General features: G+C 55.0%; 19 protein-coding genes. 6 read left to right on the plus strand and 13 right to left on the minus strand.

Annotated features, from left to right (window positions below; translation table 11 throughout):
• Positions 1–21: 21 nt before the first annotated feature.
• The 6 genes from AB4N84_RS09115 to AB4N84_RS09140 form a co-directional block, all read right to left on the minus strand.
• Entirely contained in the window at positions 22–1,809 is a 1,788-nt protein-coding gene (locus tag AB4N84_RS09115) for a DUF2326 domain-containing protein (protein WP_460046053.1), read from the minus strand.
• A complete protein-coding gene (locus AB4N84_RS09120; RefSeq protein ID WP_200866307.1) occupies positions 1,806–2,036 on the minus strand; it encodes an ABC-three component system middle component 8 in 231 nt (76 codons plus the stop codon). Before AB4N84_RS09120 ends, AB4N84_RS09115 begins: the two co-directional genes overlap by 4 nt.
• Complete coding sequence (locus AB4N84_RS09125) at positions 2,029–2,976, minus strand: ABC-three component system protein (RefSeq protein ID WP_460046054.1); 948 nt, start codon at positions 2,974–2,976, stop codon at positions 2,029–2,031. The genes AB4N84_RS09120 and AB4N84_RS09125 overlap by 8 nt, the downstream gene beginning before the upstream one ends.
• A gap of 28 nt (positions 2,977–3,004) precedes the next feature.
• Positions 3,005–4,801: a hypothetical protein gene (locus AB4N84_RS09130; RefSeq protein ID WP_460046055.1), complete on the minus strand. Its 1,797-nt coding sequence runs from the start codon at positions 4,799–4,801 to the stop codon at positions 3,005–3,007.
• Between the two features lie 532 nt (positions 4,802–5,333).
• The gene (locus AB4N84_RS09135) at positions 5,334–5,975 is read right to left on the minus strand and encodes a BRCT domain-containing protein (protein WP_460046057.1); all 642 of its coding nucleotides are present in this window, start codon (positions 5,973–5,975) and stop codon (positions 5,334–5,336) included.
• 85 nt (positions 5,976–6,060) lie between these two features.
• Positions 6,061–6,237, minus strand: coding sequence for a hypothetical protein (locus AB4N84_RS09140; RefSeq protein ID WP_460046058.1), 177 nt, complete (start codon positions 6,235–6,237; stop codon positions 6,061–6,063).
• Between the two features lie 541 nt (positions 6,238–6,778).
• Here AB4N84_RS09140 and AB4N84_RS09145 point away from each other — a divergent pair.
• From AB4N84_RS09145 to AB4N84_RS09160, 4 genes are all read left to right on the plus strand, one after another.
• Entirely contained in the window at positions 6,779–7,078 is a 300-nt protein-coding gene (locus AB4N84_RS09145) for a DUF6124 family protein (protein ID WP_460046060.1), read from the plus strand.
• Positions 7,079–7,505: 427 nt separating this feature from the next.
• A complete protein-coding gene (locus AB4N84_RS09150) occupies positions 7,506–8,876 on the plus strand; it encodes a CHASE2 domain-containing protein (protein WP_460046061.1) in 1,371 nt (456 codons plus the stop codon).
• Positions 8,877–9,242 carry a hypothetical protein gene (locus AB4N84_RS09155; RefSeq protein WP_460046062.1) on the plus strand — a complete coding sequence of 122 codons (366 nt, stop codon included), beginning with the start codon at positions 8,877–8,879 and terminating at the stop codon, positions 9,240–9,242.
• Positions 9,243–9,252: 10 nt separating this feature from the next.
• A complete protein-coding gene (locus AB4N84_RS09160) occupies positions 9,253–10,833 on the plus strand; it encodes a M48 family metallopeptidase (RefSeq protein ID WP_460046063.1) in 1,581 nt (526 codons plus the stop codon).
• A 98-nt stretch (positions 10,834–10,931) separates the two neighbouring features.
• Here AB4N84_RS09160 and AB4N84_RS09165 read toward each other — a convergent pair whose 3' ends face one another.
• From AB4N84_RS09165 to AB4N84_RS09180, 4 genes are all read right to left on the minus strand, one after another.
• The gene (locus AB4N84_RS09165; protein WP_460046065.1) at positions 10,932–12,266 is read right to left on the minus strand and encodes an MFS transporter; all 1,335 of its coding nucleotides are present in this window, start codon (positions 12,264–12,266) and stop codon (positions 10,932–10,934) included.
• Positions 12,267–12,464: 198 nt separating this feature from the next.
• Entirely contained in the window at positions 12,465–13,403 is a 939-nt protein-coding gene (locus AB4N84_RS09170; protein WP_460046066.1) for a hydroxymethylglutaryl-CoA lyase, read from the minus strand.
• Positions 13,400–14,593, minus strand: coding sequence for a CaiB/BaiF CoA transferase family protein (locus AB4N84_RS09175; protein WP_074757990.1), 1,194 nt, complete (start codon positions 14,591–14,593; stop codon positions 13,400–13,402). Before AB4N84_RS09175 ends, AB4N84_RS09170 begins: the two co-directional genes overlap by 4 nt.
• Positions 14,594–14,701: 108 nt before the next feature.
• Positions 14,702–15,613, minus strand: a complete 912-nt coding sequence (locus AB4N84_RS09180) for a LysR family transcriptional regulator (protein ID WP_460046068.1) — start codon at positions 15,611–15,613, stop codon at positions 14,702–14,704.
• 250 nt (positions 15,614–15,863) lie between these two features.
• Here AB4N84_RS09180 and AB4N84_RS09185 point away from each other — a divergent pair, with 250 nt between their 5' ends.
• Both AB4N84_RS09185 and AB4N84_RS09190 read left to right on the plus strand, forming a co-directional pair.
• Positions 15,864–16,184, plus strand: coding sequence for a hypothetical protein (locus tag AB4N84_RS09185; protein WP_074757986.1), 321 nt, complete (start codon positions 15,864–15,866; stop codon positions 16,182–16,184).
• Positions 16,185–16,334: 150 nt separating this feature from the next.
• On the plus strand, positions 16,335–17,084 hold the full coding sequence (locus AB4N84_RS09190) for a substrate-binding periplasmic protein (RefSeq protein ID WP_460046070.1): 750 nt from the start codon (positions 16,335–16,337) through the stop codon (positions 17,082–17,084).
• Positions 17,085–18,022: 938 nt separating this feature from the next.
• On the opposite strand, the gene AB4N84_RS09195 is transcribed toward AB4N84_RS09190, so the two are convergent.
• From AB4N84_RS09195 to AB4N84_RS09205, 3 genes are all read right to left on the minus strand, one after another.
• Entirely contained in the window at positions 18,023–18,982 is a 960-nt protein-coding gene (locus tag AB4N84_RS09195; RefSeq protein ID WP_460046072.1) for a quinone oxidoreductase family protein, read from the minus strand.
• Between the two features lie 39 nt (positions 18,983–19,021).
• Positions 19,022–19,195, minus strand: a complete 174-nt coding sequence (locus AB4N84_RS09200) for a DUF1427 family protein (protein WP_074757982.1) — start codon at positions 19,193–19,195, stop codon at positions 19,022–19,024.
• Positions 19,196–19,329: 134 nt separating this feature from the next.
• Positions 19,330–20,106, minus strand: a complete 777-nt coding sequence (locus AB4N84_RS09205; RefSeq protein ID WP_460046977.1) for an AraC family transcriptional regulator — start codon at positions 20,104–20,106, stop codon at positions 19,330–19,332.
• Positions 20,107–20,138: the final 32 nt, after the last annotated feature.

Below are 20,138 nucleotides of genomic sequence, written 5' to 3' on the forward strand. Positions count from 1 at the left end.
ACAAAAAAACGCTAACTCAAACTACCAAGTAGGTATATTAAACAATCTGCCAGAACTTCCTTCGTCATGAAGCACGCGGGCTAGTTCATACTCCGAGAATACAACGCCATCTGGCACGTCGGAGTCGATCGTAGTCAAAATATATTGAATCCCAGAGAGACTCGATGCTGTTCGGACGTACTCAATAAACTCAATTTTCTTTCTATCATCAAGTGTCTCCAACCCACCGTCATGATATAAGAACCGCACAAATTCCATTTTTGAATACGCCATTGCGACAGCGATATCAAAGCCTATACACAGCATTTTTTTGTAGCTATGCCCATCACTCTCTCCAGTTATTCGTCCTAGACCATTTAAAAGACCGGCCGAATATTCCAAATTTCCTTCAGCATTTTGCTCAGTTATTAATACTCCGTCTTTATTTAATACTTCCGTTACAAAATTCGCAAAATGCTCTTTGATCCCTTTATAGATTCCATCATTCGACCGGATGACCGAATCGCGATTCATCCTAATCTTCTCTACAATCTCATCTTTTTCTCGAATCAGCTTTCTACAATCAGCCTCCATGCTTTTCACAGAAGAGTTCACTTCCAACCTTCGATTCAGCTCATAAATGTAGGACTTCTGTTCAGAAAGAAGATCTGACACTTCTTGATATTTTAAAAATACATCTTGCGAGCGTAGATACCCCAATTTCTTTGAGCGCTCTTCACTAAGCTCAGAAATAGAGCTAGCTATTTCAACAAGTTCGCTTTCCAGTTCCCCTATTTGCTGAAAAACAAACCCTTGACGCTCAATAGTTATCTTACGATTAAACTCTACCAACTCCCCAAATGTTCGCTTAAGCTGACCATCAAATATAACACCTGACTCCTCGAAAAGCTGAGACAAACCATCCAACTCGATTTTAACATCGCTCGACGCCAAAGACTTATTGAGCTTCTTTAACCGTGCAGAAAGATAGTATCTTAAATTATTAAGATCACTTATCTGTGAATTTATACCCTCCGCGAGCTCTTCAATATAAAGCACATCAGTGCTATCAAAATTAAAATTCTCTAACTGCCATTCCAAATCAGAAACTTGATTTTTTTTCACGTCGAGCAGGTTCAATATCGTTTCTTCTTGATCGCCTGCAGTCACGCCTATAGCGGATTTCAGCTTGGCGATTTCCTCCCGCAGAGCATCAACCTCGCTCTTTAGCAAGTAATTTTTCTTCAACGAATGCGAGTCAAATCCCAGAAGGTGTCCAACATATGGTTTCCAGTAGACATGTTGCCCTCTATGCTTATCCAATTGAAAAACATCCGTGTAATCATCCTGACCTCTTAGACAGTAAGCGATAGCATCACGATAACTCCACGGATCAATAACCAAGAGATTAAGGTAGGAGTCAAGAACAAGGCGTGCTTTGTCGATTGCAAGGTCGTTATAATCCCAGAGCGCATCTTCTAAACCTCGAAAGCATTGTTTAGCTTTTGAGTGTTTCCTTAAAAAAATCCGAGTGTTTTTTGATACTCCGCGCCTTACAGTTAAAAACTCACCGGAGTTCAGCTTAAGCTCAATGTAAAATTCATATTTTTCAAAAACAGAAAAAAATTCAAACAAAAAGAAAGTCTTGTGCCGCCCTTTCAACAAACAAAAATCAATAAGTTCTGCCAGTTTGCTTTTCCCTAAATTATGGGCATCTGTCGATTTCAAGGCCTTATTAAAAACCCTACCAAGTATGACATTAAAACCATCATGGAAATCAACAGTAGAAAATTCGCTTTCGAAATTTGAATATATCCTAGAAATTTTCATGGTCCGACATACTCGATAAGATCATTCTTACGGTGGTAATCAACCAACCCCAAAAGAAAAAGCAACTGCAAGCTCGGCTTAAATAAAATATTTGCCCTAGCATCGTAAGAATTAAGCTTTTCTAGCAAATCAGAATAGCTTTCAAATTTAGACTTCTTAATGGAGCCCAATAAAAAACCAGACACTGCCAGGACAGTGAGATCGGGATGTGAGTTCTTATTAGGCATTAGCAACATCATCATCTCCAATGTCGCAATGATAATACATATAATACATCATAGATCTGGTTAACTGCTTGTTCCCTTTTAGTTCAACATCCCGTTCCAACAGCAGTTCGATCAACTTCTCTAGCACTACATCAAAACTCTGACCAGGGATTCGAAGAGCAATAATTTTCGCAGCCAGTTCTTCAGATACGCCTAAGTATAGCCTCTGCAAATCATCGTTTTCAGGCATCGCGAGGAAGTCCTGGATGAGATACATGTCTTCAATTTTTCTTTTTATGAGCTTAGAATACTGATCAGAAAGACTATTTATCTCATTCTTTCTTTCAAAATCAGTTCTAAATATTCGGGTAGATATGTCGCGTTTAGTTATACCTCCTAAGCCATTACTAAGCCCTACTATAATGCTAGCTAGGTCATCTGGCTCTATGTTCAAAGGCATCTCGAATGGGTTTAAACCGACAGCAGTTGGAATGTCGGGGTAGAATTTCAAATAATTTTCAAAACTCTCGATACCAACCAGTCCAATATTCTGTTTGTCGAGGCCAGTCTCAAAAGAGATAAAGTTCTTGATGGCCTCATTCGCATTGCCTGGAAGCTTTCTATTTGAAAAAAGCAAATAATTACTTAAACCATCGTTATCGATCAGTCCCTTAATCTTTAGAATCTCACCATTGACAGCCGACGAGGCGACTCCAAAGAAGTCCGGGTCTGAAAATTTCTTGTTGTATGCTAGCGTATGTTTTGCTTGAATCACAGTTAAACCACTCCACGGCTTTGATCTGCTTGGAAACAATTCTGCTTCTCCGTGAAAACGGGAATCGCGCCCGCCATCTGGCCCATCAGAAAATGTTTCAGTGCCCAAACCTAACAGCCGATAACAAACGTGAATTACGAGAGTCTCAAATTGCGTCGGGGATAGTTCACTATACTGATATTTCATACCTGCATCCTTCCCAGATATTTTTATTTCATGGATTACATAGAATATGAGGCTGAACACCATATTCCTTACAAGCACCAATGAAAGTATTGATCAGCCAGATCAACTGAATATAATGCGGCCGACACGTCCCCGTTTGCGCTAACTCATTAAATTGAGTTTCCAACACACTCTTTTTTAAAAATGGTGTTGCCAGCACTATTTTTCTCACTGAGTTTTGATTGGATGTAATTGCGTTTAATGCGTTTTCAATATCTGTCCAATTTTTTCCGCCTCTGACTCTAGTGATTTGAGTGTTTTCGTAGAAACCTGTCCAATCACGATCATGTTTTTCTCTAAATTCAATGGTATCAGCGAATGTGCGTCCAATATTTTTTAGGCCTTGAGCAACCACTTCATGAAAGCTACTTGCACCGTAACTTTCACCTTTAACAAATTTTGAATGTATGAACGATATCGCCGGAGGATTAGCATTGGGCTCAAAGAAAATGTGGTCAGCCCATTCGTCATTCATATCGTCACATACAGTGACACCATCAGGCAGGCATACTAAATCTTCAACCTTCCGAAACAACGATAACTCGGGAAATTTATCTATACCTGGTGGATACCTTCTATCTTCATTCTTTTCCTTTTCACTACGAATTCCAGAAAAATCGTAATTAGAATTAAATATAGATAAAATCGCAGGCAAATTATTTAATAATTTCTTATCTTCGAAACAGTCTCTTCCGAAGTAGGCATACCTAGGAGTATTAAACATGATCGAAAACGGCTTATGGGTGTTGATATATTTCGTCAATGATATGCACTGTTCATTTTCAATATACAGCAAAATATTATCTGTGATTTTTGATTTGAATGAAGCCACCCGCTTTTGCAAAGTTACAGCGCCTGAAACTTCTTTCCCTTTAAAAACCATTGTCCCTCCCGCCACAACCTTAGCCGGCGTCTTGAAACAATCGAATAGACGCTTCATTTGAAGCGGGGACATCGCCTCCTCAACTCCACCGCGTAAAACCTTTATTTCCGATGCGGAGTTTCCGGATCTGATTATCTCATCTAATTCGTCAAGATTAATAAACAATGCGATAGGCTCGAAACCTTTTTGGACAATTTCCTCAAGCGTAATAGGTGAGGCAAAGCCATTAATGAACTCGCTTTTATTTGCAAGATTTTTAATTTCCTGCACCGTGGCCATAGCCCACCTCACGACTTCATTTAAATTAGATCGTTTATCTCTAAGGGTTACTCTAGACGCGTTAGGTGTCAAAGTAATCGTATCGCCTTGCACCTTTATTCTAAAACTTTGTGGTATAGAACGGCTTGATGAGTTCGACGAAAGTATTCCATTTAGCCGTCGGGCTTCATACGCTCGGCTTCTAATGACAGCATCCGAAATCGCCATATTACTCATTGTAACTTTTTCATACTCCGGGTCGTTTCGCCCTTGAAAATTCGTAAATTTCTCATACTCGAATTCATCTAAGAACTCGGAAAACTTTTTCTCCAGCGAGGAAACATGCTTCTTTATTATAGCTACAGCTGAATCGTACTCTATGATTAATGCAAACGCGTACTTCTCCTCACGGATATCGGTTTGATCCAAGAATGAGGGTTCACTAACAATTTTATAGGCAACTGCAGAACACAAAATAACTTCTTGATTAACAACCAGCCTTTCCTTGATAATTCTTATTAAGAACCCACCAATTTTCTCAGAAGAGATATCTTTAAATACTTCAGATATTTTCTTTTTGGTTATTTTTTTCTTAATTTTATAGAACTGTGCGCTTTTCCCAAGATAAACATTCGTGAAATCCATCTGCATACTTCCTTGTTAGTCGCAAAGGCTCGATCATACCAAATGGCCTTGCGCCAGCCTAGAAATCTCGAGCAAAAATAAGACAACGCTTTCAGCGCGAATCTGGAAGGCTGAAATTAAGTTAATTTAGAAGCGCTATCCGGGCATTAAGGTTGTTAATTATCCTATAGGAGCAACCCCGATCCGACTCCACTGAAGGCCATAACTAGCTGTTTTATTTATAGTTACTGGTCGGGGTACGCCAAATTTTCCATCGACATCTAAACCCGCAGCACTCCTGGGCTCGCCTAAAGCTACCGTTCGTCTGGTGCCGCACCATGAAGCTATCGAAAAAGGCTCGCCCAAACGTTGGCTTTCGTTGTTGACGCGGTGAGGCTTCTTTCGCCGCAATCGCATTCATCTGTGCGCCCCCTATCTCCGCTACACCAGCAAAGTTAGACACAGATCACCAATTCCATAATCGCTTCTGGGCGCAACTGGTTGATGTAACCTTCCCAGCGACATCAAACGTCAGCGAATCCGATCTAGACGCTCAACCAAACATCCCACGCTGCCAATACGCCTCACCCACGATAGCAATCGGCGCCCCCGCCTCTCGCAACTCCACGGCCTTCATGATCTTGGTGCCATAGGTGCTGTGTCGCCACTGCTCGTTGCCGATGCTCCCGACCACCAGATAGTGGACCTTTTTGCTCACCCCACCGCCGATCAAGCCGCCTCTCTCCTCGATCAACGCCTGACAATTCTTTCGCGGCCCGTAGGCCATGACGCCGGTGAACACAAACACTCGGTCTGCCCATATCAATTCAGGCTCAGGGGTATTGAAGGGTAAGTCGTTCGGGGCGACGGCGCTGCGCTGGGAAGGGGCTGGCTGACTGATCGGCAATCCGGCGAAGCCATGCAACAGATTGAGCAGTTCATGCGACTCGTCTTCATCCAGCACGTTGTCCTGCAGCATGCAGGCAAGTCGGGAATAAAGAAGGTTGATCACGGGGTCGTCGAGATGCGCGACCTGGCTCTCAAGCCACTGCTTCAGAAAAATCGCCTCGGTGGTGTTGACCACTCCATCCGCAATGAGTCCAGCAGCAATGCCTACCAAGGCGTCGGCAGAACGGCGGTCGATGCGGGCGGCATGAAAAAATCGACTGTTGGTGAATTCGTTGTGCAAGTCCATGCAGAAGCTTCCTTTTGAAGACGTAACGAAGTGCGTCAAGGTTTAGCTCGTTATGGCGGAACGGGCAAGTCACGCTGAACGCACGCTAGCCCTTAGTGGCCTCCGCCAACGCTCGACGCAGTCTGTCGTTGTCCACTGCGAGCAGCACCATAACGGAAACCGTGAGCACATCCATCGCGGCCCGCCCGAGGAAATGCCAGAAGCACCACGCCGTCAGCGATAGCACTCCGGCGGTCACGAGAAACAGCAGCGGCCTTTTCATCCCGTCTCCAGTCTGGTTTGACGTATTTCTGATTAGAGACCCCGCGCCTCTTAACGGGAGAAGCTTGAAGCGTTCATCTGTTACCAAATACAGGAAATCTCCTAGGGCCGCGTAAGGTAATTCCAAACCAAGCGCAGCTCCTTTCTGACAATTGGTCCTGCTGGGCCTTGTGCACTTATTCACCTCCTACATCCCCCAACTAGACACATTCCCCCACAAAACAAACCAGATCCTGTAGGACGCTTCTGAATTTAATCGCTATCCTCCTCGACCACTTGTAGACGCCTGACACCGCGACTACCTTCCCGCCTGTCGTTGTATTCAGCGACCGGGTTTAGTCGCCCGAATATGTCAGGCACGTAACGCCCTCTTCGCACTTGCCGCTGTCGTCGATATCGGCTCGTGTGTTTATGGTGGCTGTACGTGGGGCACACTCGTGTGCGCCGGATGCCTGACGTTCCGGTCGACTAACCCGCGTATGGCCGCCACCCTTTCGTTTAGTCGCGGTGTGTGGCGGTTTCACCACGTCAGGAGCGCCATCATGATCAGATCCACCCCACACCCACCCGAAATCCCCGTCACCAAAGCCACGCCCTTCAGCGTCAATCTCGGCAACCTGAGTCTCTTCCGCGTCCAGCCTGAAGTCCGGGTCGATGATGCGCTCGCGCTCGCTTCCGAATACCTGTCCTGCGCAGCAGCCACTGCTTATGAAGCCGCTGATAACAGCTCGGCAGAGTTCCGGCCATTGGCCAGGGCGGTGGTGCATCAGATTGAGGCGGCGAGGGCCTTGGTGGAGGCGTCGATTGCTGGCTTGTCGAATGGCGCGGACGTTACGCCTTAGCTGCAAAGTTGAGCCGTCGTTCATCAGGCGGCTTTGAAGCATCGATCACGTCCCCTCTATCTTTCGGACCTTTGCGGCAGATCCCTTGAGCGTGCGCCGAACCCGCGCGTCCCGTTGCTTACGTCAACTCGTCATACAGGCTCGCCCCTAGGGCACTTGCCAATCTCCGCGATCGGCATCGAAGTCATCACGTTGCTACCACCCCTAAACCGCCTGGCTTTTCTCAATTCAGATTTTTCGATTCATCATCCCCTTGCCCGCTCGGAGAGTGGCTAAAAGCCACGAAACCAGCGGTCCTCGCTCGCGCTCAGCTTCTAAAAACAGGCTGACTGAATAACAGGCTGTCAAATTGCCAGCATCAAAACCTTGACACTGCTGAGACGAAACACTTAAAAAGTCGATACATGTGAACTCAAGTGAGACACGGATGTCGCTCTACCTTTTGCCTGTTCCGTCCTTTCGTCAGGTCGTGATGGGAGTCTTCTTTGTTGCGATCACCCTGCTCGACCCGTTCGGTTTGTCCAGTTCAAGCGACGCGGCGTCTGAGCGTTGGCTGAACCGTATGTTCGCCAGTGGTTATGGGCATCTCGGTCAGCAGCAGATTGCGGTGGTGTTGATCGATGACGCCTATTTGCAGCGCAACGGGACGTTCTGGCCAATGCCGTATGACGAGCAGAGCAAGCTGTTCAAGAATCTGTTGGGCTTCAAGCCGAAGGCTGTGTTCGCTGACCTTTTGTATAGCCACGATCATGCGGACGGTCAGGCCGGGAAAGACAGTCAGTTGCTGGCGAATGTTTTCGAGCGTTATCAGAGACGAAGCATCCCGCTCTTCCTCGCCAACAGCGGCGTCGCGCAAAAAGAGGCGGGACACGTCAACGCCCTTGAGTCGCTGAGCAGTGTCAGCAGCCCGGCGTTGGTGCAATGGAGCGGTTTCGATGAGCGTTATCCGTTGGCGGTCAGCACGTCGATGGGAAATCTCGAAACGCCTGCGCTGGCCCTTTATCGTGAGTATTGTCGCGATCGGTTGTGTGCCGACATTCCGGCTGACACCGCAAGTGCCGTGACTGCGCCGCCGATGGCGGTGCAATGGGGGCTGAACATGCCGCCCGAACAGTCCAGTGTGGCCAGAGCCGACGACTGTCGGGCCATCGGCAGCCTTGCCGAGGAGTTCTGGAAGCAGCTTATGCATGCCGTGTTCTGGAAGCTGGACGACAGCGACGACAAGCCCGTGTGCCGCTACGCGCTGACCCTCACGGCCACTGACCTTGAAGTGACGGACGAACAGGACCGCGAGTTGATCGGCAGGCTGATCGCCAATCGCCTCGTGTTGGTGGGCGCCGATATCACCTCTGCCAGCGACCTTACCGAATCCCCAGTCAACGGGCTGGTGCCGGGCGTGTTTCTGCATGCGATGGCGCTGGATAACCTGATCACCCAAGGCATGAAGTACGACCGCGATCCTGAGAGCGTGAGGGGCACCAACTTCAATTGGCTGGACGTCCTGAGCATCGTTCTGGTCGGGGTCATCGCCCTCATCAGGTGCCTGCACCAGCGTGCGTCCGAGGATTTCAAGGCGTGCGACCGGCTCACCCGCGTCCGTGTCGGCCTGTTGTCACCTTTGGCTTCCTGGATCGTTGTCCTGGGGTTTCTATGGCTGCTTAGCCAAGTGCTCAATGCCACGCATATCACGCCGGTCAACGTCCTCGGTGTGCTGCTGATTTCTCTCGTTCTGGTCGCCGATGCCTTCAGCTCGCTGCCAAAAATCTTTGCGCCTTTCACCCGACAAAAAGGAATTTAAATGTTCAAGCGGACTGTGTTTGTCATCGGCTTGTTGTCCAGCCAGGTGTGTGTTGCAGCTGCCAATACGGTAGAAGCCTTTCTGGCGGATCCTGTGTCAGTGCTCGACGAGCAGGGCAAGGTTCTGCGTGAGATACCGCGCAAAGACGCCCCGACCCGGCCTCTGCCGGTGCTGCAATACAACGAAGGCGCGGAACTGGTGCAAGTTGATCTCAACGGTCAGAAGGTCTGGCTGGACCCGGTCGATCTGCGCATCAAACCACCCTTGAAGATCGTCACGATGCCCTGCGAAAAGCTGAACGGCAGCGAGAAGGGCGCGGAAAAGAACCACTCGACGATGGGCTTCGGTGAAGGCTGCAATAAATAAGGAGCAACACGTGAAAGGATCTCTTCTGGCCCTGGCTGTATTGACCGGCACCACGCTGACGGGCTGCACCACGTTCAAGGGCGCCGATGATGCGCTGATGAACTTGGTAGGGCCGTCTACCCAGTCCCGATTTACTGGCCAGTACATCGCGAATGAGGACGTGCGCTCCTACTACAAACTCGACCCACAGCGTCAGAGTTTGCAGCGCCTGAGCTATGACGGTCACACCATCCCCGCCGACGAAGCGCGGCAGGAAAACATTGCGGACATCCCGATGTTGCAGACCTATTTGCAAAGCATCGTGGTGAAGCTCTCCAAAGGCTGGCCCGGAGAGTTGCCGACGCTGAAGGTGCAGATTACCGACAGCTACAGTTTCGGGCCGTCGGCTGATCCTTACGGCAATGTATTGGTGCCGCTGGGCATGCTGGAGAACGTGGAAAGCGAAGATGAAATTGCCGCCATGCTGGGCCATGAGATGAGCCATGTGTTGTTGCATCATCACGACCGCACCGCCGCCTTCCAGCAACAGAAAAAGATGATGACCTCGCTCGCGTCGATGGTCATTTTCGGTAAAACCGTGGCCGACACGGGCGTTGACCGCAGCTCCGGAAAAACGAAGTTCATCAGCAAGGACCCGTTGGGTACGCAGCAGACCATCGGCAAAACCGTGCTTTATACGGCGATGTTCAATGCGTTTTCAGACAACGTGTGGAGCACCGCGTGGGGCCGTACGCAGGAGGATCAGGCCGATCTTCTGGGCACCGACCTGATGATTCGCGCAGGCTACGCGCCGCGTGCGGCCAGTAACAGCCTGCAGCGTCTGGATGATTTCCAGGGCAAACAGAAACCGTTGCTGACCAGCTTTCTCAACGAGCGCAAGGACGCAATCCAGCAGTCAGCCAAGCAAATGGACATCAACGGTATGACCAAAGAGGTGGACGTCTTCCTCAAACAAGGCGTTGAGACGAGCCTCAAGGCAACCGCTGAATACTTCAACCGCTCGCACATGTCTGCGCTGGATCGTGATGAAGAGCTCCGACAGTACGTTCAACGCGAATATCGCCAGAGCCGGCGCGCGCGGGTTGACGCAAGCAGTTGGCAAAAAATGCGCACCGCCGCTCCAGTGGTCGCGGCGCTGCAAGGTTACAAAGACGCCCACTCCGCCTCCGCCGCGCTGGCCCAGAACCAGCCCGCCGAAGCTGAGATCTTCATCAAGCGCGCGCTTTCTTCACCTGTAAAAGACCAGCCGGGTATTCGTCGCTCTGCGTTCAGCGTTCACCTGGCCAGAGGTCAGCGTAAAGAGGCGTTGAATGACCTTGAGGCCATCAGGGACTGGAGCCTTGCGGGCCAGCCTGTTTACGACTTGAAGATCGCTTATCACTTGAAGAACAACGATCCAAAAGCCGCACTGTCGTTGATCAGCCTGGCGGAAACCAACCTGGGCTCCGAAGAGCTGTTCATCACCGAGAAACTGGTGGCTCACCAGCAGTTGAAGGACGACACCCAGGTCAAAGAGATATTCAGCAAGTGCCAGCAGTACGCAAGCCGCAAGGACAGCTGCAAGAAGCTTGCGCCTACGGCACGCGCTTAGCCGACTGAATCAAGGGCACAGAGGCAACTGGCACGTGGGTCTCCATTCCTCCGAATTGTTTCGGGGGACATAGAGACCCTTTCGGGCAGTTCGGCCTGTTACTCGCTCTTATCCAACGTCCGCAACTTCTGCGGCAAGCCCCACATCAACAGTCCCGCTGCAATCACGCTCGTCACGCCAATCACATACAGCGCGGGTGTGGTGCTGCCGGTGATGTCTTTGATGTGCCCGACCATCACCGGGCTGACAATGCCGCCGAACTGGCCGAGGGTGTTGATCAGGGCGATGCCGCCTGCGGCGCCTGCGCCAGCACCGGCGAGGAGTTTGGGTGGCAGGGTCCAGAAGGCGGGGATGGAGGCGACGATGCCGCCGCCGAGCATGGCCAGAGAGACGATGAGCATGCTGGTGTGTTGGGCAAAGATGCCGGCGCTGAAGAAGCCGATGGCGCCCAGCACGACGAGGCCGCAGACGAATTTGCGGCGTTCGCCGCTGGCGTCGGAGAGGCGACCGACGACGACCATGCTGATGGCGCCGCAGATGTACGGGATGGCGGTGAGCAGGCCGATGATGACCGGGCTTTCGACGCCTGCGCTGCGGATCAGTTGCGGCGCCCAGAAGTTGAGGCCGTAGGACGCGACCTGAATCAGGAAGTAGATCAGGCCGAGCATCAGGAAGCCGGGCATTTTGAGAGCAGTGAGCAGCGAGCCGCCGTGTTTGTTCGGCTCGTGCTGGGCGATGCGGCTGGACAGGTAGGTCTTCTCGTCATCGGTCAGCCAGTGAGCATCGGCGACGCGGTCCTTGAGCAGCTTGAGAACGGCAAAGCCCAGTGCAATGCAGGGCAAGCCGCCGAGCAGGAACAGCCAGTGCCAGCCGCGCATTTGCATCACGCCGTCCATGCCGCCGAGCACCAGACCTGAGATCGGGGCGCCGAGCAGACCGGCGAAGGCCGAGGCCAGGAACAGCGTGGAGGTGATGCGGCCGCGGTAGGTCTGCGGGAACCAGAGCGTCAGATAGAACAACACGCCCGGTGCGAAACCGGCTTCCATGGCGCCGATGATGAAGCGCAGCACGTAGAACTGCCATTCGGCGTTGACGAAGACCATGAGGGCGGTAGCGATGCCCCAGGAAATCATGATGCGGGCGATCCAGCGGCGGGCGCCGACCTTGTACAGCATGATGTTGCTCGGCACTTCGAACAGCACGTAACCGATCACGAACAGGCTCGCGCCCAGACCGTACGCGGTGTCGCTCAGGCTCAGGTCGGTTTGCAGCTGGAACTTGGCGAAGCTGATGTTGATGCGGTCAAAGAACGCGAACAGGTAGCAGACCATGATCAGCGGCATCAGGCGCCACGCGACTTTGCGGATCAGCGCTTTTTCAGCGCTTACAACCTCGGCGAGGCTGCTGTTCGGGGTCAGAACAGAGATTGTCATTGCGGTCACTCCAGTGGGACTTCCCTGGGGGAGCCCTATTGTTTTTGTTGTCTGGACGAACATCCGGCAGCGGCGTGTTCGTGCGGGGTTGTGGGTCGTCGCCTGGTTGCGATGGCGTGGTGTCAGTCAATCAATCAGCCACTGACAGAACGCTTCGCGAGCAAGCTCGCTCCCACAGGGTTTGCGGCGTATCGGGGTTCAGGTCGGCAGGTTCTCCGGCGCGGGATGCAGGTCGCAGTTGCGTCCGGCCTTGGCGACTTGTCCCGGCATGTCATGGCCGAGCAACGCGGGCAGACGACGGGACATCGTGAGCAGGTGCGGCAGGTCGATGCCGGTGTCGATGCCCGTTTCTTCGCACAGGTTCACCAGGTCTTCGGTGCAGATGTTGCCCGATGCACCCGGTGCGAACGGGCATCCGCCCAAGCCACCCAGCGACGCATCGAAACGCCGCGCGCCCGCTTCGTAGGCCGCCAGCACATTGCTCAGGCCCAGGCCACGGGTGTTGTGAAAGTGCAGGGTCAAGGCCGATGCGGGGATGCGGGTCAGCACGCGCTGTACAAGTCGATGCACTTGGCGCGGGTTGGCCATGCCGGTGGTGTCGGCAAGGGAAATGCCCTGCATGCCCAGCTCCAGGTACGCGTCGACGATCTGCAGTACTCGGTCTTCATCGATCTTGCCTTCGAACGGGCAGCCGAACGTCGTGGCGATGGAGCCGTTGAGGGAAACCGGGCTGCCAGCGGCGAAGGCCACCACATCGGCAAACGCGATGAGTGACTGCTCGCAGCGCATGCGCATGTTCGCCAGGTTGTGGGTCTGGCTGGCGGACATCACCAGATTCAGCTCATCGGCACCAGCGTCTATCGCGCGTTGCGCGCCGCGCAGGTTGGGGATCAGGGCGACGTAGATCACGCCCGGATGGCGCTGAATGCCACGGAACACCTCATCGCCATCGCGTAGCGCCGGAATGGCCTTGGGAGAGACAAAAGAGCCGGCTTCGATACGGCTGAAACCGGCGAGAGAAAGCTGGTCGATCAGCGCGATCTTGTCAGGCGTATCGACCCAGGTCGGTTCGATCTGCAGACCGTCGCGCGGCGAGACTTCCTGAACGATCAGGCGCTCGGAGAAATCGGTAATCATTGCACCACCCCATCGGTTTTGAGTTGCGCGATATCGGCGGCGGTCATGCCCAGGTCGCCGAGGACGCTGTCGGTGTGCTGCCCCAGCGCAGGGCCTTGCCAGTTCACCGAGCCGGGTGTTTCGGACAGCTTGGGCACGATGCCGGGCATTTTGACGTGAGTGCCGCCCGGCAACTGGGCGTCGAGAATCATCTCGCGCGCCTGGTAATGCGGGTCCGCGACGATGTCGGCGACGTTGTAAATGCGGCCGGCGGGCACTTCCGCCTGTTCCAGCGCCTGCAACACGTCGTCGATCGGCAGGCTGGACGACCAGGCGCTGATCGCGGCGTCGAGCATTTCGCTCTGCGCCGCACGGCCGTCGTTATACGCAAATTCGGGGGCGTCACCCAGATCAGGTCGGCCGATGGTCTGCATCAGGCGCTTGAAAATAGGGTCGCTGTTGCCGGCGATCACCACGTACGCGCCATCGGCCGTCGGGTAGGTGTTGGACGGTGCGATGCCAGGCAAGGCGCCACCGCTGCGCTCACGTACATGGCCGAGCATGTCGTACTCGGGCACCAGGCTTTCCATGAGGTTGAAAACGCTCTCGACCAACGACACGTCGACGATCTGCCCGTCGCCCTGGCCGGTTTTCACCCGCAGCAAGGACATCAGCGCGCCCATCACGGCGTGCATGGAGGCCAGCGAATCACCGAGGCTGACGCCGACGCGTGCAGGCGGTGAGCCGGGCGTGCCGGTGGTGTAACGAATGCCGCCCATGGCCTCGCCGATGGCGCCGAACCCGGGACGATCACGATAAGGCCCGGACTGGCCGTAACCGGAAATGCGCACCAGCGTGAGTTTGGGGTTCAGGGCGTGCAGAACGTCCCAACCCAGACCGAGCTTTTCCAGCGCGCCGGGGCGCAGGTTCTCTATCAGCACGTCGGCGCTTTCGGCCAGGCGTTTGACGATCTCGATGCCTTCAGGGGATTTGAGGTTCAGCGAAAGGGATTTTTTGTTGCGCGACTGCAAGTACCACCACAGCGACGTGCCTTCGTGCAGCTTTCGCCATTTACGAAGAGGATCTCCCTGCCCCATCGACTCGATCTTGATCACCTCGGCGCCGAACTCGCCCATCAGGCGTGCGGCGAAGGGCGCTGCGATCAGTGTGCCGATTTCAATCACGCGCACACCGTTCAGGGGGCCTGTCATAGCGGATACCTCAAGTGTTTCTTGGAATTTGTGCCCAAGACTAGAGGACCGGCGTTTGGCAAATCCAACCGTATGTTGGCAAGTAGCGTTCGCGAAACGCGAACGCTCTTATTGAAGGTGTCGGCGCAGGTGGTCGAAGAGCAACAGGCTGACCGGCGACAGAACCGTTGTGTCGCGCACGACCAGAATCAAGGTGCGCTGCGCCCATGAGTCGCTCAACGAAACGGCCGTGAGCCCTAACGGCGGCCCCAGCAATTCGAAAGCTTTGCGTGGCAACACGCCAATGCCCATGTTCGCTTGAATCATCCGGCACATGGCGTCGAAGCCCGGCACATGAATGCGCACGCGCAGCGGTATGCCGTGGGATCGGGCGGCGGTGTGGGTGCGCATGTTGATGGAACTGGCGGCGTGCAGGCCGATATGGTCGCTGCTCAGCGTGTCCTCGAACGCCACGCGATCAAGGTTGGCCAGCGGATGGTCGGGACGCATCACCACGACCAGTTCATCGCGACGATAAGGCACTCTATGCAGGCCCTGAACGTCAGTGTCTTCAGAGCAGATGCCGATGTCGGCGACGCCGTCGATCAGGCCTTGCACCACGCCTGCGCTGGGGCGCTCCTCGAGGTCGACCTTCACTCGCTCGTGGCTTGTGGTGAACTCGTGCAGGTCTTCAGGCAGGAATTGAATGATCGCCGAGAGGTTGGCGAGCATGCGCACATAACCGCGCATGCCTTGCAGGTGCTCGTCGAGTTCAAGGCCCATTTTTTCCAGGTCGAACAGCATGCGCCGGGCGTGATGCAACAGCGTTTCACCCGCGGCTGTCAGCACCATGCCTTTGGCGTTGCGCACGAACAGGCCGATGCCCAGCACTTCCTCAAGCTCCATCAAGCGCTTGCTCGCCGCCGACGTCGCGATGGCCTCACGGGCGGCGGCGCGGGTCAGGGTGCCTTCTTCATACACCGCGACGAACAGCTTGAGGGTGATCAGGTCAAGGCGACGGATGAGGTTTTTGTGCAGCATGGAATGATCTCAGCGACTGAGCGTGGGCAAGAATACACGCAAACCGAGCATTGAACGTCTGTACGCAGGGTTGTCCAACGGCTGCATGACGCCGGTTATCGCCTCGTCCGACCGCGTCCACACGGAGAAACAGCAAGCCCCCTCCCCGATCCCGCCGCCTTCGAGTAACGTATAGCCATGTCCGACGGGCCATCGCCTCCTCACTCAGGTGACAGAGACCCGCAACCGAAACACGATAGAAGGCCCCACCGTGCACAATGTCCGATTGATCAAATACGTCTGGACCCATCAGACCCCTGAAATTTCCTCGGAATGGTCCAAGCTTCTGTATGAGGTCGAGCTACCGTTCGTCCCTTTTCATGGCCTGAACATTCAGCTTCCGGATCAGCGCGCCTGGCGCATCCGTGACGTGGAATGGAACGTGGAAGAGCAGACGTTTCGCTGCCACATCGAGGATCAGTTCATGAATCTGCTCGATGTCGACGACTCCTATGAAGACTGGATCGACATGCTGCTCGAATGCGGCTGGGAACTGAGCGGGCGCTACACCAACGAGCACAACAAGACCTGACGCAGGTGTTTTGTTGATTGAGGATTTCTGGGAAGGAGGCAGGATGCTGTACTTTCTCCAGCAGAATCGCGAATGGCTGCCAGACTGATTCATGCGCCAGCCAAGAGGCCTGCCCTGACAGGCCCTGTATTGACCTTGAGCATTGCTGCCATGAAATGGATTTCCCGCTTGACCCGTTGCGCGGCTGCCGCGTTTTTCGCGGGGTCGCCGATGACGTTTGCGGCAACCCCCGTCGATTTCTACTTTCCCGAAGCCCCGCCGCTGACCATGGCCAATCAGGGCGACGAACACGGCATCGTGGGCGACATCGCGCTCAAGGCGATGGCGACGGCCGGGTACTCTCCCAACTTCGCGTCGCCACCCTGGCCGCGGGCGCAGCGTGATGTCGCCAATGGCAAGGACATGTTGATTGCACCGCTAAGCCGCACGCAGAGCCGGGAAGACAACTTCACCTGGATAGCCCCGCTGCTGACGATGGATCGTACGTTTTTTAGCCTCGACCAGCGCGTTGAAAGCTTCGATGAGGCCAGAAAAGCCTTCAAGTTGATCGCCGTCGGCATCGGCACTGCGCAAGAGACGCGCCTGCGCGAAGAAGGCTTTCCGGCGTCCCAGATCTACCCACTGAAGATTGGCGAGAACCCGGCGCAGATGCTGCTCAAAGGCCGCGTCGATGCCTGGTTCAACGGCGTGCCTGAGACGCGCTACATCTGGAAGCAGATCAGCGACCGCCCGTTGGTCATGAGTCGCGTGTTGATGACGGCCGACCTCTACCTGGCGTGTTCCAAGGACTGCGATGCGCACATGGTGGATCGACTGAGAACGGCGATCGACACGCTCCAGGCCAACGGCAGCGCGGACAAGATCGAGGCCCGGTATTTGAAGGGTTTGCCGGTGTGGTGACACAGGGTTGTAGCTGACCCACCACCTGCAGGAGCGACGGCTCCTACGGGGTTCGCGTTGATGCTCGAGGTGTGTCCAGGCACCAGACCGTAGCCGGCTTGCTGGCGAAGGCGGTGGGTCAGCAGCATCAACTGCGGCTGACAAACCGCATTCGTCCGAGTGCGGCCCATACCCTCGTAACCTCGGACGTCTCCTACAGGGTTCGCGTTGATGCTCGAGGTGTATCAAGGCACCAGACCGTAGCAACTGTCTTCCTCACGCTACATGTACAGCCTCTTCTGGAGGCTTTGATTCTGCCCGCAGGGCGTAGGAACGCGCTTGCTCTGGGCCGCACTCGGACGATCTGGCGCGCAGCAGCAGTGAATCCTGCAAACGCGATCAGCCTGGCACACCGCGCCGGATGATTTCAGGACCGCTGCGCGCTCCATCGCGTCCGTCGTAACCTCCGAATGCTCCCACGCCCTCCGGGCAGAAGCAGGATCGCGGTCTGCCTGCACGCCTTCTGGGCGGTAGCAACGTCGCAATAGGCGTGACGGTATGCGATTGGTTTTTTATTCTCGCCGCAGTCCGGAGCCGGCTTGCTCGCGAATGCGGTGGGTCAGCCGTATCAACTGCGACTGACACACCGCATTCGTCCGAGTGCGGCCCATACCCTCGTAACCTCGGACGTCTCCTACAGGGTTCGCGTCGTTACGAAGCCTTGGGGATGACGCTGATACGGTGGGAGCGAGCTTGCTCGCGAATGCGGTGGGTCAGCCGTATCAACTGCGACTGACACACCGCGTTCGTCCGAGTGCGGCCCATACCCTCGTAACCTCGGACGTCTCCTACAGGGTTCGCGTTGATGCTCAATGTGTGTCCAGACACCAGACCGTAGGAGCCGGCTTGCTGGCGAATGCGGTGGGTCAGCCACATCAACGGTGACTGACACACCGCGTTTAGGGCAACAAAATCACTTTATCTGCGCCGCCCTGATTCACTTCTGCGTAACGCGCCAGGCCGTCTTCGAGGGGCGATTCGATCAGGCCGGTCGGCAACGGCAGCGTTCCGTCGTCGAACAGCGTGCCGAATTGCTCCAGCATCCGCGCGCAGGCTTCGACGCCGTAGAGCAGCGAGTTGATGCCTACCACCGAGCCGCCTTTGCGGTAGAGCGCCAGCGCGGGTAATTGCACGTGGCCGTCGACCGGGGCGGCGATGATCGCGATGCGTCCAAAGGGCGCGAGGGCCTGAACCGAAGCGGGCAGCCAGAAGCCGGTGGTGTCGAAAATAACGTCCGCGCCGCCTGCAAACACGGCATTGACCTGCGCCGCCAGTTCTTCAGCCTTGCCGAGCAATATTGCGTTGAAACCCTGCGCCTGCAGCGCCTCGACCTGCTCCGGACGACGCACCGCCGCCAGCACCTGCGCGCCGCGTACCTTGGCCAGTGCAATCGCCGCGCTGCCGACCGCGCCATTAGCCCCGATCACCAGCAAGCGCGTATTGCCATCCACCTGGCTGCGCTCCAGGGCATCCCATGCGGTGGTGTAAGGCACGCCCAGGCTGGCGGCCTGCACGAAGCTCAACGATTTAGGCTTGATCGCGACACCCTTGGCCGAAAGCGTGATGTACCCGGCATGAGAGCCGTTACGGGAAAAACCGATTTGATTGCCGGTGCCCCAGACTTCCTGGCCGACCAGTTCCTGCGGGCCTTCGACCACCACACCGGCGAAATCACGACCCGGAACGCGGGGCACCGTGGTGTACGGGAAGCGCCCTAGCACGTTTTTGACGTCGCTGGGGTTCAAGCCAGCCGCTTTGATCTGCACCAGCACCTCACCTTCTGCGGGCACGGGCGTTGGCAGCTCGACGACTTCCAGCGCAGCCAGGTCGCCGGTTCGGGAAAATTGCAGTGCTTTCATAGCGTCAAATCCAGGTGATAGAGGGGAAATTCGTTCGAATCAAGACATCAGGTTGGCGAACAACTGACGCCCCATGGGCCAGAGTTTTTCGCCAGCCTGCATGCCGAGCAAGCCGACCAACGCCACCAAAGGCGGTGCCGGTGAACGGAAGTCGAGGGCACCGTAGAGCAGCCCGACGGCGATGCCGATAGCGAGTGAAATGAGGTAGCTCATGATGAACTCCGGAAATCTGCGGCGTGCGGCACGATTGCGGCACGGCGGCGTTAAGCGATGACCAGAGTGTAAGGAGACGCCGGAAAAGCTACCGGCCAAGTACTTCTGAATTTCGGACAGGCTGGCGGTCGCGCTTAGCCCGCCTGCTCGCCGAGGGGGTATTGCGAAGGCGCCATCCCCAGCTCGCGCCGGAACATGTCGCTGAAGCTGCTGGGCGAGTAGCCCATCGAACGGGCGATGGTGCTGACCGGCACACCCTGGATGATCTCGGCCACTGCCGTCGCCAGCTGCACCTGTCGCCGCCATTCCGCAAACCCCATGCCCAGCACGCCTTGAAACAAGCGGGAAAGGGTGCGCACGCTGGCGCCGGCATTTTCCGCATGTTGCTCGAACGGGACGTCGATGGACGGCTCGATCATCACCGCCTGACAGACGTTCATCAGGCGACGATCGCTGTCATCGGGCATCGGCACCTTCAGCAACGAACGCTTGGCTTTCTTGAGTTCGAGCAGCGCCAGACTCACCAGCGCACTGTAGTAGTCAGAGTCCTTGTCCTGCTCGGCCACCAGATTCACGATCAGTTCGCGCAGCAGGCGGGCGACCTCGAATACCTGGACCGTGCCCTCCAGCGTCTCGGCGAGCGCCGGGCGCAGGTAGATATTGCGCATCTCCAGATCCGACACCACACGAATGCCATGAGGGACACCGGGCGGCAACCAGACCGCACGCTGCGGCGGAACCACCAGCGCTTCGTTAGGCGTCTCGACCCACATCACGCCCGACATCGCATACAGCACCTGCCCCCAGTCATGCTCATGCGGCTCGATGTACAAGCCACGCGGATACGTGCGGGACAACGGCTGCACCGGGACGGCGGTGTCGGAGAGGTCAGGCGGAGCGGCAAGGGCCATGGAGGTGACCGGTCGGGAATTGAATGCGGCCA

This window comes from Pseudomonas sp. S2_H01 (assembly GCF_054668305.1).